The sequence below is a fragment of the Colwellia sp. 20A7 genome, assembly GCF_009832865.1.
In the GTDB taxonomy this organism is placed as follows: Bacteria; Pseudomonadota; Gammaproteobacteria; order Enterobacterales; family Alteromonadaceae; genus Colwellia.
Map to the genome: position 1 here is coordinate 976,819 of NZ_CP047130.1, position 19,788 is coordinate 996,606.

Consider the following 19,788-nt stretch of genomic DNA (forward strand, 5'->3'; position numbering starts at 1 on the left):
GAGAATCTAATATATAAATTAAGACAAATATTTAAGCTTAGGTCATTTGATATTAATACTTTTATCTTAATAATTTGATACTAATAATGTAAACAACTCTCATTGTTCACTTGTTTTAAAAATATTACTTATCAGCTCTTAATTGTCCCAAAATACTTGTATATTCAGTATTAATGCCGGATATGGTTAACGTTATATTGCTAATGAGTTAGAACAACAAGGTGTTTGTTCAACAATTATTCAACAATTGCAGAAAAATTGCGAAATTGATTGGTATCTTCAAGCCGAGCTTGCGTATAATAAACGCTTTGGTGAAATTAGGAGAGTAGATTCTCCATTAACTCAAGAAGAGCAAACCAAAAAATACGATTTTACAATATCGCGGATTTTCTACTGAGGAAGTCTTTGCGATAGTTAATGATAATTGAACACACAGATTGATTAAGGTCCCCATGATTAAAAGTACCGCCGAAGTTCGTCAAGCATTCTTGGATTTTTTTGCCACAAAACAACACCAAATAGTTAAAAGTAGCTCACTAGTGCCAGGTAATGATGCAACATTACTTTTTACAAATGCAGGTATGGTACCTTTTAAAGATGTATTCTTAGGTGCTGAAAAGCGCAGTTATACACGAGCCACTTCAGCACAGCGTTGTGTTCGAGCAGGTGGTAAGCATAATGATTTAGAAAATGTTGGCTACACAGCCCGTCATCATACTTTTTTTGAAATGCTAGGTAACTTTAGTTTTGGTGATTACTTTAAAGAAGACGCAATAAGCTATGCTTGGGAATTCTTAACAGGTGTTTTAGGTTTACCAAAAGAAAAGTTATTAGTTACCATTTATGAAACTGATGAAGAAGCTTTCTTATATTGGAAAGACGTTATCGGTATTCCTGAAGATAAAATTATTCATATTGGTGATAAATCTGCTGGTAAAAAGTATGAATCAGATAATTTTTGGTCAATGGGTGATACTGGCCCATGTGGCCCATGCTCAGAAATATTTTATGATCACGGTGCCGACATTTGGGGTGGCCCTCCAGGCTCGCCTGAAGAAGACGGTGACCGTTTTATTGAAATTTGGAATATAGTTTTCATGCAGTTTAATCGCCAAGCAAATGGTGATATGGATAAACTGCCTAACCCGTCAATTGATACTGGTATGGGACTAGAACGTATTTCTGCCATTATGCAAGATGTGCACAGCAACTATGAAATTGATCTTTTCCAAGCCTTAATTAAAGATACGGCTAATTTATTATCGTGTAATGATTTAGATAATAAATCATTACGTGTTATTAGCGATCATATACGCTCTTGCTGCTTCTTGATTATTGATGGTGTTGTACCGTCAAATGAAGGTCGAGGTTACGTGTTAAGACGTATTATTCGTCGTGCTATTCGTCACGGACATCAACTTGAAGCCAAAGAACATTTCTTCCATAAATTAGTAAAATCGCTTATTGAACAAATGGGTGAAGCTTATCCTGAATTAGTTCAGCAACAAGCTATTATTGAAAAATTATTACGTATTGAAGAAGAGCAGTTTGGTCGCACCTTAGATCGCGGCATGATTTTGCTTGAAGATATGTTAAATAACTTAGATGGCGACACAATCTCTGGCGATGATGTTTTTAAACTGTATGATACTTATGGTTTTCCAGCAGATTTAACAGCAGATATTGCTCGTGAACGTCAATTAAACATTGATCATAATGGTTTTGATATTGCTATGGGCTTGCAACGAGAACGTGCACAACAAGCGAGTCAATTTGGTACCGATTATAACCAACAATTGAAATCAGATCATACAACCAGTTTTAAAGGTTATAGCAGTCATTCATCTTCGGCCACTGTCGTTGAATTGTTTAATTCTAGCGATCAAGAGCCGGTGAATCAATTGAATGCAGGAGAGCAGGGCTTAGTCATCTTAGATCATACGCCATTTTATGCCGAATCAGGCGGTCAAGTTGGTGATAGTGGTTTATTACACCTTGATAATGGTGTTTTTGAAGTGGCAGATACCATTAAAATCGGTAATGCTTTTGCTCATCAAGGTATCGCTCGAACCGATATTGGTATGAACCGTCGTGTTAAAGCTGAAATTAATAGTGAACGTCGCGCTGCGATTATTAAAAACCATACCGCTACACATCTATTGCATGCTGCTTTACGTAAAGTGTTAGGTAATCATGTTACTCAAAAAGGTTCATTGTGTGATAGTGACAAACTTCGCTTTGACTTCTCTCATTTTGAAGGAATGACAGCACAAGAGCTACAAGATGTTGAGCTACTGGTTAATGATGAAATCCGTCGTAATCATGAAAGAAAAACAGAGTTAATGGACATTGACGAAGCTAAAGAAAAAGGTGCTATGGCGCTCTTTGGTGAGAAATATGATGATGAAGTACGTGTAGTTACCTTAGGTGGTTTCTCTACCGAGCTTTGTGGTGGTGTTCACGTTGAACGTACAGGTGATATTGGCTTATTAAAAATAGTTTCAGAATCTGGTATCGCTGCAGGCGTTCGTCGTATAGAAGCGGTTACAGGTACAGGTGCGTTAGCATTTATTAATCAACAAGGCGCCTGTTTAGCTAAAGTAGCAAGTTTAGTGAAAGCTGATGTTGCAAGTGTAGATACTAAAATTGAACAATTAATTAACCGCGCAAAAGCATTAGAAAAAGAAGTTAGCCAATTAAAGCAGGAATTAGCAGCGCAAGCAGGCTCAGACTTAGTGAGTAGTGCTATTGATATTAATGGCGTGAAAGTATTGATTGCAGATCTTGATGGCGTTGAAACCAAAGCATTACGCGGTATGGTTGATGAGCTAAAAAATAAAATGCAATCGGGTATTATCATGCTTGCAACAGCAAATGATGGCAAGGTAGGCCTAATTGCAGGTGTTACTAAAGACCTTATTGGCCAAGTAAAAGCTGGTGAGTTAGTTAACATGGTTGCTTTGCAGGTTGGCGGTAAAGGTGGTGGACGCCCTGATATGGCACAAGCCGGTGGTAGTCAACCAGAGAACATTACAACTGCTCTAGCTTCAGTGCAACCTTGGTTAGTTGAAAAGCTTAGCTAAATTAATATATAAATGTATCGTCCTACAATGTGATTACACACTTCAGGGCGGTTAATTTGTACCGAAGAGCCAATCAAGTAGTTGAATTGGCTTTTTTTATATCAAAAATTGCCTAATACAAGGCATTTATTTCAATAATTAGTTGTGCTAATTATGAAGTAAATAACGATGAAGTCAGTAAAATTTCTGCTAGAGGAATATTTATTAAGTCGAGTTCAGATTAACGAATATAGTTCCTTTAATAAAGATAATAGAGCTACTTAGCTAGCGCCTGTAAGCATATATACAGATAAACCTCTTTCTCTCCTATTAATCGCTTATGTACTTAATATAGATACATAGCAGCTCATTTAAACACGGCAAATTGTTATATGAAATTTTATATGATTTCTCAGCCTACAATACTGTTTAAAACTTATGGATATTGACTGCATCACAACCGATTATGTTATAAAAGTGTTAATATTAGCAAAAAAAAACTGAAATACATTGAAAAATAGCTTTTAGCTATATTCAAAGTAAATATAAGCTTGTTAGAATGACGTACGTTTTAATAAGTGATAAACATAGGAGTTTAATACTTATTAAAAGTGGATTTTTTCATAATACGGTCTATTACTTAAGGTGTATTATGGAAAAATAAACTATTTACATATATTACTAGCTTATATATTTATTTAGTGGTTCTCAATTTTAATGAAAGGAATGTATAAATGTTAATATTAACACGCCGTGTTGGCGAAACGCTTATGATTGGTGACGAAGTCACAGTAACAGTATTAGGTGTTAAAGGTAATCAAGTCAGAATAGGTGTTAATGCACCAAAAGAAATCTCAGTACACCGTGAAGAAATTTATATGCGCATTCAAGCGGAGAAGGATGACGGAGAAGATACAGGCAACGTTTAATTTTATGGACATTATTAACGTTCTAAAAAGCACTATTTCTATAGTGCTTTTTTTGTGCCCATTATTTTTATTCTTTAAAGTTGGCTGAAAAATAGCAATATTGTCTGAATTCTCAGCAAACAGAACAAAAACATAAATTAATTCGTAAAAATGTTTGACTTATTCTTAGGATCCATTAGTATTCGCATCCATTGGAGAGGTGGCCGAGTGGCCGAAGGCGCTCCCCTGCTAAGGGAGTATCTGGTTTATCCCGGATCGAGGGTTCGAATCCCTCCCTCTCCGCCATTATTTACTTTTTGTAATGTATGGTTGTGAATCTTTAGACTAAGATATAAAAGAAAGTTTATCGGTTAAGTACGATATTAAAAACATCTTAATTGCGGACGCGTAGCTCAGCTGGATAGAGTACCTGGCTACGAACCAGGCGGTCGCAGGTTCGACTCCTGCCGCGTCCGCCACTTTTTCTTTATTATAAAGTTAAAGTGGTATAATGTTAAAAACAGTAACTACTAACACTGTATAAATAAATTTTTAGATGGTGTAAATATAGTTTAGTTGAATAGATTTATTAATGATACTATAGAGTTCACTTATCGGTTAAGTACGATATTAAAAGCATCTTAATTGCGGACGCGTAGCTCAGCTGGATAGAGTACCTGGCTACGAACCAGGCGGTCGCAGGTTCGACTCCTGCCGCGTCCGCCACATTTCTCTCTTAAAGAGAAACTAAAAAACCAATCTTATGATTGGTTTTTTTTCGCCTGTAATTTGATAAACAATTTATACCAATTCCGATAATTAACTGGTCATTATGGCCCAGTCTCGGTGACATAGAGATATTACCCTTTTAGTATTACTTCTGAAGCTGTTCCAAGCTTCTGAGCACTTCTCAACAATATCCTCATAATCCTTGAAACAACGGTTAGCTATTTCATTCTGCCTCATCCATGACCACACTTGCTCAATTGGATTTAACTCGGGTGAATAGGGAGGAATATGGATGATCGTCAAATTGTTGTATTCGTCATCAAGATACTTTTGATGCCAACTGGCACCATCCATCAAGACTACAGCATGTCGTCCCTCTTCTGTCGCCTTTGAAATGAGTGCTAAGTGTGACGCCATCACATCCATATTACTTAATGGGGCTACGATAGCTTCTGTTTTTCCATTGGTGATGCAGACTGCGCCAAACAAATAAGCGTAGGTAAACTGCTGCTGTTTGATTGCCCTAGGGCGCGTTCCTTTTTCTGCCCACACTCTGGTCGTTGTGTTTTGCTGACCAAACCGCGCTTCATCCTGAAACCACACATCGACTTGATCAAGCGATATCGATAACGGGATCTTGGCGATCGTTTCAAATTGGAATTTTTTTAAAGGTTTCTTGTGTCTCAATGGATTGCTTAGGGTGCTTTGAACGTGTTGTTACCCAGCTTAGTTCAAGCTGGTGTAGTGTGTCGTATACATTAGATTTTTGGTAGACAACACCAAACTCTGTCGCAATATATTCTTGTACATCTTTTCCTTGAAGCCTACCACCACTCGGTTTTATAGCAGAATTGATAACAAAACTTTTCAGTTGTGACAGCTGCTTATCATCCAAAGATTTTGGGCGACCTGTATGTTTTTTTTCTTTAAGTCCCTCTAAGCCATCATGTAAATAAGTATGGATCCATTTATTAACGCTAGTGCGGCTAACTTTCAAGAAAGTAGCTATTTGTGTGCGATTTTTTCCATCGATAAAGTGAGATACAGCAAGCAATCGTAATCGCATTCTTGCATTACTCGTTGATGAAATAAGCTGTGATAAGTTATGAGTCATTTTAAGCCTTATATTTAAGCTTACATTAGATCACAAAATTATCGGAATTGGTATTATACCAATCTCACTACCTATGTGATCATTTCTACTTGCTAAAATCACCAACTACATCGTTATTTATTTAATAATTAGAACAACTAGTTATTGAAATAAATGCCTTGTATTTGGTAATTTTTTCTACGTATAAAATTGTTCACTTAATTAATGAAACTGGTATTATTTCTTTCATAATTAGAACAAGTAGTTATTGAAATAAATACCTTGTATTTGGCAATTTTTTCTACGTATAAAATTGTTTACTTAATTAATGGACTTGGTATTAATACCAAGTCCATTAAGTTAGTTCCCACTCAGAGCTTACCAGCGGTTTGAGAACAAATAGAATTTTTTACCTATAGTTGTTCTATATGAAGAGCCATTACCATTCTGTAGAATTATACCGATGAGTAAACATTTAAAGAGGCTTTTATGAAAAAGTGGTTAGTCATACTTTCTTTACTCGTTACTGTTACTTTTTTTGCAGTTATGAATAGTCAGTCAATTTCAGAAAATGAAAACCTGTGCACCGATTCATGGGAGCGTTTTATTAATGATAATGTTTCAACAGGAGATGGTCGAGGGCACGGTCCTGATCTTGGATCGGACGAATGGAAATCAGTCGTTGAATTTAAACTTGGTATTCGAGGAGATTCCAATATCCCTCAACGAGACACTAAAGCTTGGTGCGCTTATATCGATAAACTACTACGTAATAAACTTGCGGTTATTTAAAAGCGTAAGCCAAATTTTTCGTTCTTCTGTCCTTGTTTCGATAACCATACGAACAATAAACCAAAAGCATTCAATTGATGTTTTAAAACGCTTGAATTACCTTGTATAAAATATTGTAGAGATAAATAAATCATTATTAATTAGGAATGTTAAGTAATACAGATTCACCTTTATTTAGTTGTTCTCTGATTGCTAAGTCTGCCTTATATAACAATGGTACATGGTTTGCTCTATAAGGATTAATATAGAAACGCGTTGGCCAAGCATTAGGTGGATACTTTACGTCTTTTTTGGTTTGTTGTTCTGTTACGTCAAATGTATAAACATAAGGCAGTGCTTGATTACTTCCAGGGACTGTATCGCGAGTATCAATGTAGCCATCCCTAAAGTTAGCGCATGCGCCAAAATGTTAAATGTCATAATCCCAACGAAGTTAGAATAAAAGGAACGCCTGGAATAAAGACCAACCACCACCAAAATAAGCGAATTAATTTTTGTTTGTAAGGTTTCATCATTGCTAGCTAAGTTTGATTATTCAAATGGAATATTAATTCAAGTAAATAAAGGAGATATTTAAAGACTCCGTAAGGTTATGTTTTCAAGGTTAACAAGTAAATTGTTTTATGGCTCTTTAGTGTTTAAATAATAGTATGAAAAATATTCTTACTTTGTACTATCAGATAGAAAGCGTATGTGAGTTTATATTACTTATGCATATTATGCATAAGTAATGAATAAATTTATTAGGTGTGTATATTGTATATTATAAATAAAAACTATCCTACATCTCAGCTATTTCAGTATTTAATATTGTATACAATATCTTGTTATGCAAAATTACATGAATATTTAGTAAAAAAGGCTGAATATCCATCTTTTTACCTATTGACGCAGTATTATTTTTCTGAAACTGCAAAATAATGTTTGTTTTTCATAAATGGAGTGATTATTCTAATTTCACTAACTTACGAGTGAGAACAAAAAATGAACAGTATGGAGCATCAATTTATAGAAGCAGGTACACTTATGCTTGCTGGAATGGTATTTGTGTTTGCTTTTTTAAGCTTATTAATTATTTTTATTAATACTGTGTTGGCAAGATTGGCAGTGAGGTTTCCTGACGCTATTACACCCAGCAGAAATCATTCGAATAAAAAAAAGAATAAGGCAGTAAGCGGTGAAATCTCACCTGCAATAGTTGCTGCAATTAGCGGCTCTATAAGTCAATATCGTCAAAAACATTCTACACAGCATAAGTCAAAGAAATAAGGGTACAATCATGAGCAAACCATTAGGTATTACCGAAGTTGTTTTAAGAGATGGTCATCAGTCAATTCTTGCTACCCGTCTGCGTTTAGCAGATATGTTGCCAATTGCTTCAACATTAGATGAGGTTGGCTATTGGTCAATTGAGTCATGGGGCGGTGCAACATTTGATTCTTGTATTCGTTATTTAGGTGAAGATCCTTGGGAACGTATTCGTGCCTTAAAAAAGGCTATGCCAAATACAAAACAGCAAATGTTATTTCGTGGTCAAAATATTTTAGGCTACCGTCATTATGCTGATGATGTTGTAGAGAAATTCGTTGAACGAGCTCACCTTAATGGTGTTGATGTTTTCCGTATTTTTGATGCAATGAATGATGTTCGTAACCTTAAAACTTCTATTAAAGCAGCTGTTAAAGTTGGTGCTCACGCTCAAGGTACATTAAGTTATACCGAGAGCCCAGTACACACACTTGAAGGCTGGTTAACCATGGCCAAGCAACTTGAAGACATGGGTGCTCATTCTTTATGTATTAAAGATATGTCAGGGTTGCTAAAACCTTACGACGCAGCTGAGTTAATTACTCGTCTTAAAGAAACTGTTGCTCTACCTATTGCGTTGCATTGTCATGCAACAACAGGCCTAAGTGTTGCGACACAAATGAAAGCCATTGATAGCGATATTGATGTAATAGATACATCAATTTCTTCTATGAGTATGACATACGGTCATTCACCAACAGAAACAATTGCTTCTATTGTTGAAGGTAGTCCACGTGCTACTGGCTTAAATATTGAAAAAATGGCAGAAGTTGCTGCTTATTTCCGAGATGTTAGGGAAAAATATGCCGAATTTGAAGGCAGTTTAAAAGGCGTTGATGCGAGAATATTAACTGCACAAGTGCCTGGTGGCATGTTAACTAACATGGAAAATCAGCTTAAAGAGCAAGGCGCGGCAGACAAGTTTGATGAAGTGTTAACTGAAATACCTAAAGTACGTAAAGATTTAGGTTATATTCCGCTGGTTACACCAACATCACAAATTGTTGGTACACAAGCGGTGCTTAACATACTAACCGGTGAACGCTATAAGTCTATTACAAAAGAAACTGCTGGTGTACTTAAAGGTGAATATGGTGCAACTGCTGCTCCCGTTGATGCTGAATTACAAGCACGAGTATTAGATGGTGATGAAGTTATCACTTGTCGTCCTGCTGATCTACTTGACCCAGAGTTAGATAAATTATCGACAGAATTACAGTTGCTAGCTAAAGAGAAAAATATTGATTTAGCTGATGACGTTATTGATGATGTATTAACTTATGCTTTATTTCCACAAATAGGGCTGAAGTTTTTAGAAAACAGAAATAACCCGTCAGCATTTGAACCAATCCCAACGAAAGTAAGTGCTAAGTCAGTTGAATCATCTGAGCCAAAAGATGCAACAGCACCAGAAAGTTACGCTGTTAGTGTTGATGGTAAAATTTATAGTGTTGTTGTCGCTCCTGGTGGCTCTATTGACTCTATTACGCTTCCTGCCGGTGATGATGCAATTAAACAATCAGCGTCTATTTCTGCTGAAGAAACATTAAATGCGCCACTTTCAGGTAACATTTTTAAAGTAATTGTTAATGAAGGTGATTCTGTTGAAGCCGGTGATGTTGTTATCATTATGGAAGCCATGAAAATGGAAACAGAAATTCGTGCAGTTCATGCGGGTGTTATTACTAGTTTGCATACCAAAGAAGGTGACTCTGTTGCTGTTGGTGATGCTTTACTTAGCTTTTCATAGAGGATCTTATGGATTCATTAACTAAACTATGGCTATCAACAGGCTTAGCTAATTTTGAGCTAGGGCAAGTCATCATGATGTTGGTTGGTTGTGGATTGTTGTATCTTGCTATTGCGAGAAACTTCGAGCCGCTATTACTACTTCCTATGGGCTTTGGTGCGATATTAACGAATATTCCTATTGCGGGATTTTCTGAAGTAGGTGGCCTGCTACACTATATTTATTATGCAGGAATAGACACAGGTATATTCCCATTAATTATATTTATGGGTGTAGGTGCAATGACCGACTTTAGTGCCTTGATTGCAAACCCTAAAACTTTATTGTTAGGGGCGTCAGCGCAATTTGGTATTTTTGCTACGCTATTTGGTGCTATTGCTTTAAATGGTATACCGGGTATTGAGTTTACTTTAAAAGATGCTTCGGCTATTGCGATCATTGGTGGTGCAGATGGACCAACGGCAATATTTTTGGCCTCTAAATTAGCACCTGAATTACTTGGCGCAATTGCGGTTGCAGCATATTCATACATGGCGTTAGTTCCTATTATTCAACCGCCTATTATGAGAGCTTTAACAACAGAAGATGAACGTAAAATTGAAATGGCACAGCTTCGCCCTGTAACAAAAGTAGAAAAAATTATTTTTCCACTGGGTGTATTACTAATGACTATTTTCTTTTTACCATCAGCAACGCCTTTAGTTGGTATGTTCTGTTTAGGTAACTTGATGCGTGAGTCAGGTGTGGTTGATCGCTTAAGTTCAACTTCACAAAATGAGCTAATTAATATTACAACAATATTTTTAGGCTTAGGTGTTGGGTCAAAATTAAGTGCTGAAGCTTTCTTAAACGTTCAAACATTAGGTATTTTAGCGCTTGGTGCAGTAGCTTTTTCTATCGGTACTGCTTCTGGTGTATTAATGGCTAAGTTAATGAATAAGTTTTCTAAGGAAAAAGTTAACCCATTAATTGGTGCTGCCGGTGTATCTGCAGTTCCTATGGCTGCACGTGTTGCTAATAAAGTTGGTTTAGAGGCTAATCCTCATAACTTCTTACTTATGCATGCAATGGGGCCAAATGTAGCTGGTGTTCTTGGTTCAGCTGTGGCAGCAGGTATATTACTTGCCCTTGTAGGTTAAGCGGTTCTAGTTCTATGTAACCCTATGAACACATAAAGTTGAATTAAATTAAAAAAGCCGAGCATGTCTCGGCTTTTTTATGTGTAAATGCTAATATTACTTTTTATCCTAACGATACCTATTCCATATGAAATATTCTCTTATTATATGTTTTGCACTATTAAGTTTGTCGGGCTGCTCTACGTCTTCAACAGGCCGTAACCAAGTGGCGCTTTATTCTGATAGTGAGTTAAGTAAAATGGGCATTACTTCATTTGAACAAATGAAGCAGGAAATACCAATTAGTACAGACAAAGTAACGAATGACTTTGTTCTATGTGTTGCTGATGCCATTACTGAGAATGTGCCTGAATCTTTATTTTCTGGCGAATGGGAAGTGGTTGTATTTGATTCTGCACAAGTAAATGCATTCGCTTTACCTGGTGGTAAAATAGGTGTTTATACTGGCATCTTAAATGTTACTGAGAACCAAGATCAATTAGCCGCCATTATGGGGCACGAAGTAGGGCATGTACTTGAAAGACATTCTAATGAACGTTTATCTGCTAGTCAGCTATCAAATGTTGGTTTAGCTGTGGCAACAATCGCACTAGGTGCCAGTGATATTGATAATCAAGGGTTATGGGTTGCTGGATTAGGGATTGGTGTTCAATATGGCGTTATTATGCCTTATAGTCGATCTCATGAAAGTGAGGCGGATATCGTTGGACAAGATTTAATGGCTCGTTCTGGTTTTTCACCTGATGCGAGTATTCAGTTATGGAAAAATATGTCGAAGTTGAGTAGTGCAGAATCACCTGAATTTATGTCGACTCATCCATCAAATGCAACGCGCATTAAACAATTAACTGAACACTTAGCCGTTTCTCAGCCTTATTATTTATCTAAAAAAAGTGCTAACACGTTACCTAAATGTGTAAAACCTAGCGTTATTCCAAAGCCCAAGAGCTAAACACCAAGGTTTATTGTATTGTTTATTGTATCGGGAAGTTTATATGGAAGCAGGTTCCTTTTCCTAGGCTACTAGAACATGTGATCTTTCCATGGAGTGATTGGGTTACTAAATTGTAAACAATATGCATACCTAAACCACTACCACCTTGACCGCGTTTTGTAGTAAAAAATGGTTCAAATATTTTATCCATATTTTCAGGCGCTATGCCGCATCCAGAATCTTTAAACTGTATATTTATACGTTGAGCTTCTTGTTCAATATTTATCGTGATTATACCCGAGGCCTCTTTTTCAAACGCATGAGTAATAGCATTAATCACTAAATTAGTAATAATTTGTGCTATAGCGCCAGGAGAGGTTTTGATAACTAAATCATCAGGTGCATTCAGGTCGATTTTGCAGCCGCTACGTCCTGTTTTTGGGCGTAAGCTTGACAATACATCATTAATGTAAGCCTTTAATTTGAACTCTCTAATTTCTTCATTCGATTGATCTATAGCGACTTCTTTAAAACCTTGAATTAAATCAGCGGCTCTATTTAAATTTGATTGCAATAATTTTGAGCTAGCAGCTGCTGTTTCCACGTAATAAACGAGTGCTTTTTTGGTAATATTGTCATTTTGATAAAGTGTATGAAAATCATTTGTCGCATCTTCTAAGTGTGATGATGCTGTAATAGCAATTCCTATCGGCGTATTAATTTCATGTGCTACACCCGCGACTAAGCGACCAAGAGATGCCATTTTTTCTGTTTGAATTAATTGTTCTTGCGTGTTTTTTAGGTTACTAATTGATTGTTCTAGCTCTCTTGTTCGTTGTTTAACACGGTTTTCTAATTCATTCTTATTGTCTATTAGCGCTTGATTAGTCTGTTTTATTTCTACAGCAATAAGCCAAGCAATATAGCTTATAAAGCTTAATATAATGATTAGTAAAATAGCGGAATGTATGTCACTTTCTTTAGTCTCATTATGGATGTATCCCATCTCATTTAGGTAACCAATAGATAAAAGATTAATACCAACTAAGAGATAGAGAAAAAAAGCTAAACGATGGCTACCTTTTAGTAGAGATATCATTATAAGTGCAGGGAAAGAAAAGAGTATTTCGTCTCTTAAACCGTTATATATCCAAACAAAGGCCAGCAATATAACCGTTAAAAGTAAAAGAAGTATATTTGTGCCTAACTCAAGCTTATTTTTTTGAGCTAAAAAATAAACGGGCGTGATAATAATAATCGTAAATATAATGGCATAAATTATTTGCCGGTTATCAGTAAATAAGTATTGTATGGCGATTATAGCGAGAGCCGACTCAACAGCCCAAAATAGTTTAATTAACCTATTTTTAGGTATGTTTAGTGAGTCGATATCCACGGGGGTTACTTTATCCATATAATACTTCTGTGTTTGAAAATCATATTACTAAAGACGTTTAGTCAAAAGCTTGTTAAGGGTGTAGTTTAAAATTAACCCATTCATTGTTTTGTTTTTCAAAACACACGCGATCATGTAAACGATTTGATCGCCCTTGCCAAAATTCAATGTAAGTTGGTTTTACTCGCCAACCTCCCCAAAATTCTGGATGTGGTACTTCACCAGTAGCGTACTTTTCGCTAAAAATGGCCATTCGTTTTTTTAATTGGTCATCTTCCGTTAATTTTTGGCTTTGCTTTGATGCCCAGGCACCAATTTGACTGCCTCGGTCACGGCTATGGAAATAATCTGCAGACTCTTGTGCGGAAACTTTTTCAACAGAACCTTCAATACGTATTTGGCGTTGTAATACATTCCAATGAAATAGTAAGGCTACTTTACTGTTTTCATTTAATTCCTGGCTTTTTCTACTGCCATAATTAGTGAAAAAAACAAAACCTTGCTCGTCAAAGTTCTTCAACAGCACCATACGAGAACTTGGTTGACCGTTTTGGCCACAAGTACTTACTGACACAGCTTCAGGTAGCAATATGCCTGACTTGTTTGCATCTTCAAACCATTGCTTAAATAGCGGTAATGGAGTCGAATCGGTAGGTATTTCAGGTAAGGGCAAGGCAACACCTTGCCCAAAAGTGAGTAAGCAACGAAGTTTTTCAAATAAAGTCATAAGGCTAACAAGTTATCTTTGAAATAAAGTCTATGTTATCAGTATTTACAGTAAAAAAAAGTGATAATTTTCAATTGATAATGCTCATTTGTAGTAGCATTACCTATATTTATTATAATCAAATCTTATATCGAGGGGATTCGGCCATTGTGCTTTAGTTTTGTTCGTTGCGAAGTTGTTAGAATAAAACGTCTTTATTTTTATATAAAAACATAAAATTTTCGTTAATAAACTAAAGCTATATTGGTAGGGTTACCAATCATTTTCATCGTCTAATAGTTCTTTTAGTCTTTTTCTCTCCATTAATTCATCAATACGTTTACGAGCGAGCAGGTTTCTTTGTGCTTGCTCTGCCGCCTTTTTTTCTGCGAATTCAACAGACTCAATATCAATATCTTTATTAAGTGTTTCATCGTCGTCATTTATATCATCTAAAAAGTCATCTTCTACCATTGTCTTTGCTCTTAAAAAATATTCTATTCAATATCAACATAAGGGGCTAATGATACTATTTCAAACTTTTTTTGGAAGAACTTTCTATTTTATTTTATTGGTGTGCTAGCAATTGCTTGATAAACTATTGGCCTATATAGAATTAATGATATGAACTTATCTTATATGCAAAGTCTCGATTTCTCACCTTGGTTTAATTGTTATCAACAGCAAGCGTTGATGTTAAATGAACGACGCCTAATTGTATTGGTGGGGGATAGTGCTTGGTCGAGTTCTTTATTAAAAAATACTGATAGTGTTAATGACGAAAAGAGTAAAGAAACAACGTGGTTTATTTATGGTGACAGCAGCAATATTCAACCAAATATTGCTAAGCAGCGTTTTCGCGATAAATTAGGCAGCGAAAGCAATTTTGTAATCTTTCAAGATCCTGATTTATCTATTGATGCTTTTGCCTGCTTGTCAGGGACATTAGTGGCAGGCGGCATATTTTTTCTCTTAATAAACGATAAATCACAGATAACAGACAGCTTTTTCTATCAACGATTTTTTAACTTATTAAACACTTTTCCTGAACATGTGATTATTGAACAAAATCAATTTGTACTACCTACCTTGCTACCTACGTTAACAGCACATAAAGCGGTTAATGCTTTTGAACATAATGATGCATTATTAGCCTATAACTGTGTCACTCAAGAGCAAGTGGTTGCCGTTGAATCAATTATAAAAGTGTTTAAAGGTAAGCGAAATAAACCTTTAGTATTAACGGCTGATAGAGGCAGAGGCAAATCTTCCGCTTTAGCAATTGCGTGTGCCGAATTATTAAAATCGGCAACTAAAGAATATAATTTGCGATTAGTTATTACGTCGGCAGATATAAATTCATTAACCGTCTTCTTTAACCACTTGATTCGTTGCTTGCCTGAAGGCGAGTTTCAAAAGAGTAAGTTTACAGTGTTAAATGGCTCAGTGGAGTTCATTGCTGTTGACCAATTAATTAAGCAGCCAGTAAATGCTAGTTTACTGCTAGTTGATGAAGCAGCGGCTATTCCTATCTATTTGCTTGAACAGTTATTGTCGAACAACTCTCGCTTAGTATTTGCCACCACCATTCATGGCTACGAAGGGGCAGGGCGAGGCTTCACCTTAAAATTTCAAGGCACGCTAGCGGCTCAATATCCTCATTGGCAAAGCTTACATATAAATGAGCCTATTCGATGGCGAGTTAATGACCCACTTGAGCAATTAGTTTTTGAAGCTTGTTTGTTGAATGCTGAACTGCCAAGTATAGCGGATGAACCATCAATAAATGGCTTGTCTTCATTAGTCTTTAAGAAATTTAGCGCTATTGAGTTAGCGCATAATGAATCACTGTTTAAGCAAGTTTTTTCGGTGTTAGTTACTGCGCATTATCAAACTAAACCAAGTGATGTAAAAATGATTCTAGATAATGAGCAAGTGCAGCTTGTCTGTTTATTATCTGGAGAATTAACGAAGCAAAAAGTAGTCGCGGTTGCACTCTTAATTAATGAAGGTAGCTCTAGTTCTAGTTCTAGCTCTAATTCTAGTGCCATCTCAGATTCTACTATTATCGATAGTGAATTAGTGAGTGCGATTCAGCAATCTAAAAGGCGTTTAAAAAATCATTTTGTTCCGCAATCACTATTAACCCAATGCGGAATTGAATATGCCTTCGATTATCATTACATCAGAGTGATGCGAATTGCAGTACACCCACAACTACAACAGCAAGGCATTGGCAGTTATTTTTTAGATAAAATAGAAAGTTTTGGCAGGTTACAAAAAGTTGATTTTCTGGCGTCTAGCTTTGGTGCGACTAAGCCGTTACTTTCTTTTTGGCTAGTAAACCACTTTAAATTAGCGCGTATAGGTTTCCAAAAAGATAAAGCAAGCGGTGAACAATCAGCCTTAGTACTTAAAGCGTTGTCTTCAAAAGCTACGGTGGCACTTACGGATATAAATTCAACGTTCTACCGCAGTTTTGAATACCTATTAACAGATGAGTATAAGTATTTATCTGCCAAGTTAGTAGCATTAATCATGTGTAACTCACCTAAGTTAACTTGTGTTGAATTGAGCGAGCGTGATCAAGCGAATGTTGCCACTTTTGCTAAGGGATATGGGCAATATTCAAGTTGTGTTTTTAGTTTACATTTATGGCTTAAATTGGCTTTTTCTGATCCAAAGTTCGCTGAAGACGAAGACTTGTTGATATTCATCAATCGTATCTTCCAGAAACATAGCATTAATGATGTTTGTAATACTTATGGGTTTACTGGCAAAAAAGCACTTGAACAATTTTTGAGATCAAAAGTAAAACTCTTACTAAGCCGTTAATCCGCTAATTAGTTTCTTGCTTGCCAACCCCAGAATTTTTTCATACTCAAATATTCACAACGTTTATCATTACCACTTTCGCCAGACTTCTGACCACAAAGATGAATATCTTCATGGTGTAATAACCGGTCTACATAGTAATTAATTGTTTTAGCTAATCCACAAGTTGGGTAGTCTTTATAGGTTTCAATTAAAATGGTTAACCAACGTTCAAGCTGTAAAAATTCACCTGAGGTATTTAAGCGCATAAATATTGCTCCACATTTATTCCATCATCTGTACTGGTTGCTAATAAGGCTTGCCACAGAACTTTTTTAGCGCTTGCGTTTAAACATTTACAATCGCCACCATGTAACACTCCTGACTTAAGTAATTGATGTAGCATATTACTTGATAATTCAACTTGAACTTTCGTGGTATTAATGTCGGCGCTAGAAATTTCAGAAGTCATATCTCATCCTTTAATTTACATTTTCTTAATCCTTAAAATAAACCAACCACCAATTAAATGCAAATGATAATTATTACTATTTGTGAGAAGTCTAATGTTTTTTTGAAGAAGTCCAGTACAATAAAGTTCAGAGTAGTATAAGGATCAGTAAACTATGAGTGTTGCAATTTGTGTTGAGGCACTAACTAAGAAGTATAAAGATGTTATTGCGGTCAATAATATCAGCTTCAATGTTAAACAAGGTCATTGTTTTGGGTTGTTAGGACCTAATGGCGCAGGGAAAACAACGACGATAGAAATTATGGAAGGAATTATTTCTGCTAGTTCAGGTTCTGTTGTTTATAAAAATCATGAGAAACAGCCGAAAGAAGTAGATAACTATATTTCTCAACAAATAGGGATTCAGTTTCAACACACCGCTTTACAAGACTTTTTAACCGTAAAAGAAACATTGAATTTGTTTTCTGCTTTTTATGAACATACGTTATCACAACAAAAAATTATTGAGCTCTGCGATTTAGGTGATTTTCTAAATCGAGATAATCGATTATTATCTGGCGGGCAAAGACAACGCTTATTGCTTGCATTAGCTTTAATTAATGACCCTGAAATTATCTTTTTAGATGAGCCAACAACGGGATTAGATCCGCAGGCAAGACGAAATTTTTGGCAATTAATAAAAAATATTAAAGCGCAAAACAAAACTATTATCCTTACAACACATTATATGGATGAAGCTGAACAGCTTTGCGACGACATAGTGATCATGGCTGAAGGTAAAGTTATTGAGTCGGGATCACCGCAACAACTACTAAGTAAACACTTTAAAGAGGTTTTTATCTATTTACCTGCACAACAAGTTCCTGCTTCATTAATTCAAACTCATCATTGGGAAGTTGTATCTGATAGGGTTGAAATTACCACAAGCAACGTTGAACAAACATTATTAATGCTGATACAGAATCACGTTTCATTAGAGGGCCTTCATGTAAAGTCTGCTAATTTAGATGATTTATTTTTACATTTAACTGGCCAGTCTTTAAGAGAATAGAGCAATATGAATATAAAGCGTTTTTATGCGGTGTTCAAAGCCCGCAACATTGAGTTTTTTCGTGATAGATCATCGCTAGGCTGGAACTTAATATTTCCTGTGTTATTACTTATCGGTTTTTCGGTTATTTTTTCAGGGGATGGGCGTCCAGCATATAAAGTTGGCATTATTAATAGTGTGACCGAAGGAAAGGCTCAAGCAGAAAGTGCACAAGATTCATTTAAAAATATTCGGTTTATTGATTATATTAATTACGACACGGTAGAGCTTGCTAATAAAAAGTTAAGTCATCACACCATAGATTTAGTGATTGATGTTTCAACTAGCCAATATTGGATTAATAACGAATCATCTAAGAGTTATCTAGTAGAAAAAATATTTAATCTCCCGTTGAAGGACTATACCCGCTTAGAAACGGTAGGAAAAAAAATTCGTTATATAGACTGGGTGTTACCCGGAATTCTAGGCATGAATATGATGTTTAGTTGCTTATTTGGTGTTGGCTACGTCATTGTACGCTACCGTAAAAATGCAGTGTTGAAGCGCTTAAAGGCAACGCCTCTGTCGGCTTTTGAGTTTGTTTCAGCGCAGTTAGTGTCTCGTTTATTTATCGTGCTGTTTATATCCACGGTAGTGTATACCGGCTGTAACTTTTTGTTTGATTTTTTAATGCTCGGTAGTTATTTCGATTTAATTGTTATTGGCATGTTAGGCGCTTTTTGTTTAATCAGTTTAGGTTTGTTAGTTGCTAGTAGAAGTAAAAGTGAAGAGCTTATTGGGGGCTTATTAAATCTAACTTCTTGGCCTATGATGATGCTTTCAGGTGTTTGGTTTAGCTTAGAAGGAGCACCATCAGCGTTAAAAACCGTGGCAGACTTTTTACCTTTAACACATTTAGTGGCTGGTGCTAGGCAAATAATTACCGAAGGAGCTACTTTAGGTGACATTAGTTATCATATTACGAGTTTATTAGTGATGAGTGCGATATTTTTATCTCTTGGTGCTTACTTTTTTAGTTGGAATACTGAGCGTTAACACCGTCTTTTATAATCAAAGACTAAGATAATGCTTTTAACCAATTAAGAGCATCTTCTTCATTATCAAAATTCTTACTTTGTTGTGATTGTCTCGAAGGGCAGAGCAAGTTAATAATATCGAGTGTGGTAATAGAAGATATTACCATTGCCTTGGCAGTTAAGTTTTGCGTGTTTAGCCATTGATTATATTTTTCAAGCTCTTCATAAGCTTCTGGGGTACCTCCTAATACTTCGAGGTTGTCGATTAAAATAGAAAAAGGTTTTCCTTGAAAAGTATCAATTGTTTCTTTTACACCAATCGTATATTTTTTCGCACCAAATTCGTTAAAAGCGCCTTCTAGCTTCACTATAATAATGTTTTTATCAACAGTAATTATCACTTCTCCGTGTTCAATATCCATTAATATTATGGCTCCTTGGTGCATTTATCTATACTAGCTTTTATTAACTGTAGTGCTATATTTACTGTAATTCAAATATAAACCAATTAATAAGAAGGCTTATATATTAATTCAATAGTCGACTATTTACCGCGTTACGTTATACTGCCGCGATAAAATGAACGTATTAAATACAGAATTAAAATAGCGGAGATAT

17 protein-coding genes and 3 tRNA genes are annotated in these 19,788 nt (G+C 35.8%); 13 read left to right on the top strand and 7 right to left on the bottom strand.

Translation table 11 applies throughout. From position 1 onward, the window contains the following. The first annotated feature begins 452 nt into the window (after positions 1-452). From alaS to GQS55_RS04230, 5 genes are all read left to right on the top strand, one after another. Positions 453-3,083: an alanine--tRNA ligase gene (gene alaS, locus GQS55_RS04210; protein WP_159818260.1), complete on the top strand. Its 2,631-nt coding sequence runs from the start codon at positions 453-455 to the stop codon at positions 3,081-3,083. A 713-nt stretch (positions 3,084-3,796) separates the two neighbouring features. Next, positions 3,797-3,991 carry a carbon storage regulator CsrA gene (gene csrA / locus GQS55_RS04215; RefSeq protein ID WP_159818262.1) on the top strand — a complete coding sequence of 65 codons (195 nt, stop codon included), beginning with the start codon at positions 3,797-3,799 and terminating at the stop codon, positions 3,989-3,991. A gap of 193 nt (positions 3,992-4,184) precedes the next feature. Further along, positions 4,185-4,276: transfer RNA gene (locus tag GQS55_RS04220), tRNA-Ser, on the top strand. A 96-nt stretch (positions 4,277-4,372) separates the two neighbouring features. Beyond that, positions 4,373-4,449, top strand: a tRNA-Arg gene (locus GQS55_RS04225). 170 nt (positions 4,450-4,619) lie between these two features. Further along, a tRNA-Arg gene (locus GQS55_RS04230) sits at positions 4,620-4,696 on the top strand. Positions 4,697-4,789: 93 nt separating this feature from the next. Here GQS55_RS04230 and GQS55_RS04235 read toward each other — a convergent pair. Next, a protein-coding gene (locus GQS55_RS04235) for an IS630 family transposase (RefSeq protein ID WP_442872172.1) occupies positions 4,790-5,813 on the bottom strand; the annotation gives its coding sequence in 2 pieces (ribosomal slippage) (positions 4,790-5,360 and positions 5,359-5,813; 1,026 coding nt in all). Positions 5,814-6,281: 468 nt separating this feature from the next. Here GQS55_RS04235 and GQS55_RS04240 point away from each other — a divergent pair. The 5 genes from GQS55_RS04240 to GQS55_RS04260 all read left to right on the top strand — a co-directional run bounded on the left by GQS55_RS04240 (position 6,282) and on the right by GQS55_RS04260 (position 11,733). Continuing rightward, positions 6,282-6,584 carry a hypothetical protein gene (locus GQS55_RS04240; RefSeq protein ID WP_159818266.1) on the top strand — a complete coding sequence of 101 codons (303 nt, stop codon included), beginning with the start codon at positions 6,282-6,284 and terminating at the stop codon, positions 6,582-6,584. 993 nt (positions 6,585-7,577) lie between these two features. Then, positions 7,578-7,853, top strand: a complete 276-nt coding sequence (locus tag GQS55_RS04245; RefSeq protein ID WP_236559759.1) for an OadG family protein — start codon at positions 7,578-7,580, stop codon at positions 7,851-7,853. A 10-nt stretch (positions 7,854-7,863) separates the two neighbouring features. Further along, on the top strand, positions 7,864-9,642 hold the full coding sequence (gene oadA, locus GQS55_RS04250) for a sodium-extruding oxaloacetate decarboxylase subunit alpha (RefSeq protein WP_159818270.1): 1,779 nt from the start codon (positions 7,864-7,866) through the stop codon (positions 9,640-9,642). A gap of 8 nt (positions 9,643-9,650) precedes the next feature. After that, complete coding sequence (locus GQS55_RS04255) at positions 9,651-10,781, top strand: sodium ion-translocating decarboxylase subunit beta (RefSeq protein ID WP_159818272.1); 1,131 nt, start codon at positions 9,651-9,653, stop codon at positions 10,779-10,781. 127 nt (positions 10,782-10,908) lie between these two features. Next, complete coding sequence (locus tag GQS55_RS04260; RefSeq protein ID WP_159818274.1) at positions 10,909-11,733, top strand: M48 family metallopeptidase; 825 nt, start codon at positions 10,909-10,911, stop codon at positions 11,731-11,733. A 22-nt stretch (positions 11,734-11,755) separates the two neighbouring features. On the opposite strand, the gene GQS55_RS04265 is transcribed toward GQS55_RS04260, so the two are convergent. The 3 genes from GQS55_RS04265 to GQS55_RS04275 form a co-directional block, all read right to left on the bottom strand. Then, a complete protein-coding gene (locus GQS55_RS04265) occupies positions 11,756-13,129 on the bottom strand; it encodes a sensor histidine kinase (protein WP_159818276.1) in 1,374 nt (457 codons plus the stop codon). A 55-nt stretch (positions 13,130-13,184) separates the two neighbouring features. Then, the gene (pdxH, locus tag GQS55_RS04270; RefSeq protein WP_159818278.1) at positions 13,185-13,838 is read right to left on the bottom strand and encodes a pyridoxamine 5'-phosphate oxidase; all 654 of its coding nucleotides are present in this window, start codon (positions 13,836-13,838) and stop codon (positions 13,185-13,187) included. Positions 13,839-14,090: 252 nt separating this feature from the next. Next, complete coding sequence (locus GQS55_RS04275; protein ID WP_159818280.1) at positions 14,091-14,291, bottom strand: PA3496 family putative envelope integrity protein; 201 nt, start codon at positions 14,289-14,291, stop codon at positions 14,091-14,093. Positions 14,292-14,441: 150 nt separating this feature from the next. Between GQS55_RS04275 and GQS55_RS04280 the strand changes: the two genes are divergently transcribed. Beyond that, positions 14,442-16,652, top strand: a complete 2,211-nt coding sequence (locus tag GQS55_RS04280) for a tRNA(Met) cytidine acetyltransferase TmcA (protein WP_236559760.1) — start codon at positions 14,442-14,444, stop codon at positions 16,650-16,652. Positions 16,653-16,660: 8 nt separating this feature from the next. On the opposite strand, the gene GQS55_RS04285 is transcribed toward GQS55_RS04280, so the two are convergent. Both GQS55_RS04285 and GQS55_RS04290 read right to left on the bottom strand, forming a co-directional pair. Next, a complete protein-coding gene (locus GQS55_RS04285) occupies positions 16,661-16,900 on the bottom strand; it encodes a hypothetical protein (RefSeq protein ID WP_159818282.1) in 240 nt (79 codons plus the stop codon). Beyond that, on the bottom strand, positions 16,891-17,103 hold the full coding sequence (locus GQS55_RS04290; RefSeq protein ID WP_159818284.1) for a hypothetical protein: 213 nt from the start codon (positions 17,101-17,103) through the stop codon (positions 16,891-16,893). The genes GQS55_RS04285 and GQS55_RS04290 overlap by 10 nt, the downstream gene beginning before the upstream one ends. A gap of 154 nt (positions 17,104-17,257) precedes the next feature. Between GQS55_RS04290 and GQS55_RS04295 the strand changes: the two genes are divergently transcribed. Both GQS55_RS04295 and GQS55_RS04300 read left to right on the top strand, forming a co-directional pair. Further along, the gene (locus tag GQS55_RS04295) at positions 17,258-18,154 is read left to right on the top strand and encodes an ABC transporter ATP-binding protein (RefSeq protein ID WP_159818286.1); all 897 of its coding nucleotides are present in this window, start codon (positions 17,258-17,260) and stop codon (positions 18,152-18,154) included. Positions 18,155-18,160: 6 nt separating this feature from the next. After that, on the top strand, positions 18,161-19,189 hold the full coding sequence (locus GQS55_RS04300) for an ABC transporter permease (RefSeq protein ID WP_159818288.1): 1,029 nt from the start codon (positions 18,161-18,163) through the stop codon (positions 19,187-19,189). A 22-nt stretch (positions 19,190-19,211) separates the two neighbouring features. Here GQS55_RS04300 and GQS55_RS04305 read toward each other — a convergent pair whose 3' ends face one another. Further along, entirely contained in the window at positions 19,212-19,592 is a 381-nt protein-coding gene (locus GQS55_RS04305; RefSeq protein WP_159818290.1) for a hypothetical protein, read from the bottom strand. Between the last annotated feature and the right edge of the window lie 196 nt (positions 19,593-19,788).

Bases quoted from the DNA above. Each gene is read 5' to 3' on its own strand.
- GQS55_RS04295 (WP_159818286.1), top strand. From the start codon at position 17,258: ATGAGTGTTGCAATTTGTGTTGAGGCACTAACTAAGAAGTATAAAGAT.
- GQS55_RS04280 (WP_236559760.1), top strand. From the start codon at position 14,442: ATGAACTTATCTTATATGCAAAGTCTCGATTTCTCACCTTGGTTTAAT.
- GQS55_RS04275 (WP_159818280.1), bottom strand. From the start codon at position 14,291: ATGGTAGAAGATGACTTTTTAGATGATATAAATGACGACGATGAAACA.
- GQS55_RS04255 (WP_159818272.1), top strand. From the start codon at position 9,651: ATGGATTCATTAACTAAACTATGGCTATCAACAGGCTTAGCTAATTTT.
- GQS55_RS04245 (WP_236559759.1), top strand. From the start codon at position 7,578: ATGGAGCATCAATTTATAGAAGCAGGTACACTTATGCTTGCTGGAATG.
- csrA (WP_159818262.1), top strand. From the start codon at position 3,797: ATGTTAATATTAACACGCCGTGTTGGCGAAACGCTTATGATTGGTGAC.
- oadA (WP_159818270.1), top strand. From the start codon at position 7,864: ATGAGCAAACCATTAGGTATTACCGAAGTTGTTTTAAGAGATGGTCAT.
- GQS55_RS04265 (WP_159818276.1), bottom strand. From the start codon at position 13,129: ATGGATAAAGTAACCCCCGTGGATATCGACTCACTAAACATACCTAAA.
- GQS55_RS04240 (WP_159818266.1), top strand. From the start codon at position 6,282: ATGAAAAAGTGGTTAGTCATACTTTCTTTACTCGTTACTGTTACTTTT.
- GQS55_RS04260 (WP_159818274.1), top strand. From the start codon at position 10,909: ATGAAATATTCTCTTATTATATGTTTTGCACTATTAAGTTTGTCGGGC.
- GQS55_RS04305 (WP_159818290.1), bottom strand. From the start codon at position 19,592: ATGGATATTGAACACGGAGAAGTGATAATTACTGTTGATAAAAACATT.
- alaS (WP_159818260.1), top strand. From the start codon at position 453: ATGATTAAAAGTACCGCCGAAGTTCGTCAAGCATTCTTGGATTTTTTT.
- GQS55_RS04285 (WP_159818282.1), bottom strand. From the start codon at position 16,900: ATGCGCTTAAATACCTCAGGTGAATTTTTACAGCTTGAACGTTGGTTA.
- pdxH (WP_159818278.1), bottom strand. From the start codon at position 13,838: ATGACTTTATTTGAAAAACTTCGTTGCTTACTCACTTTTGGGCAAGGT.
- GQS55_RS04290 (WP_159818284.1), bottom strand. From the start codon at position 17,103: ATGACTTCTGAAATTTCTAGCGCCGACATTAATACCACGAAAGTTCAA.
- GQS55_RS04300 (WP_159818288.1), top strand. From the start codon at position 18,161: ATGAATATAAAGCGTTTTTATGCGGTGTTCAAAGCCCGCAACATTGAG.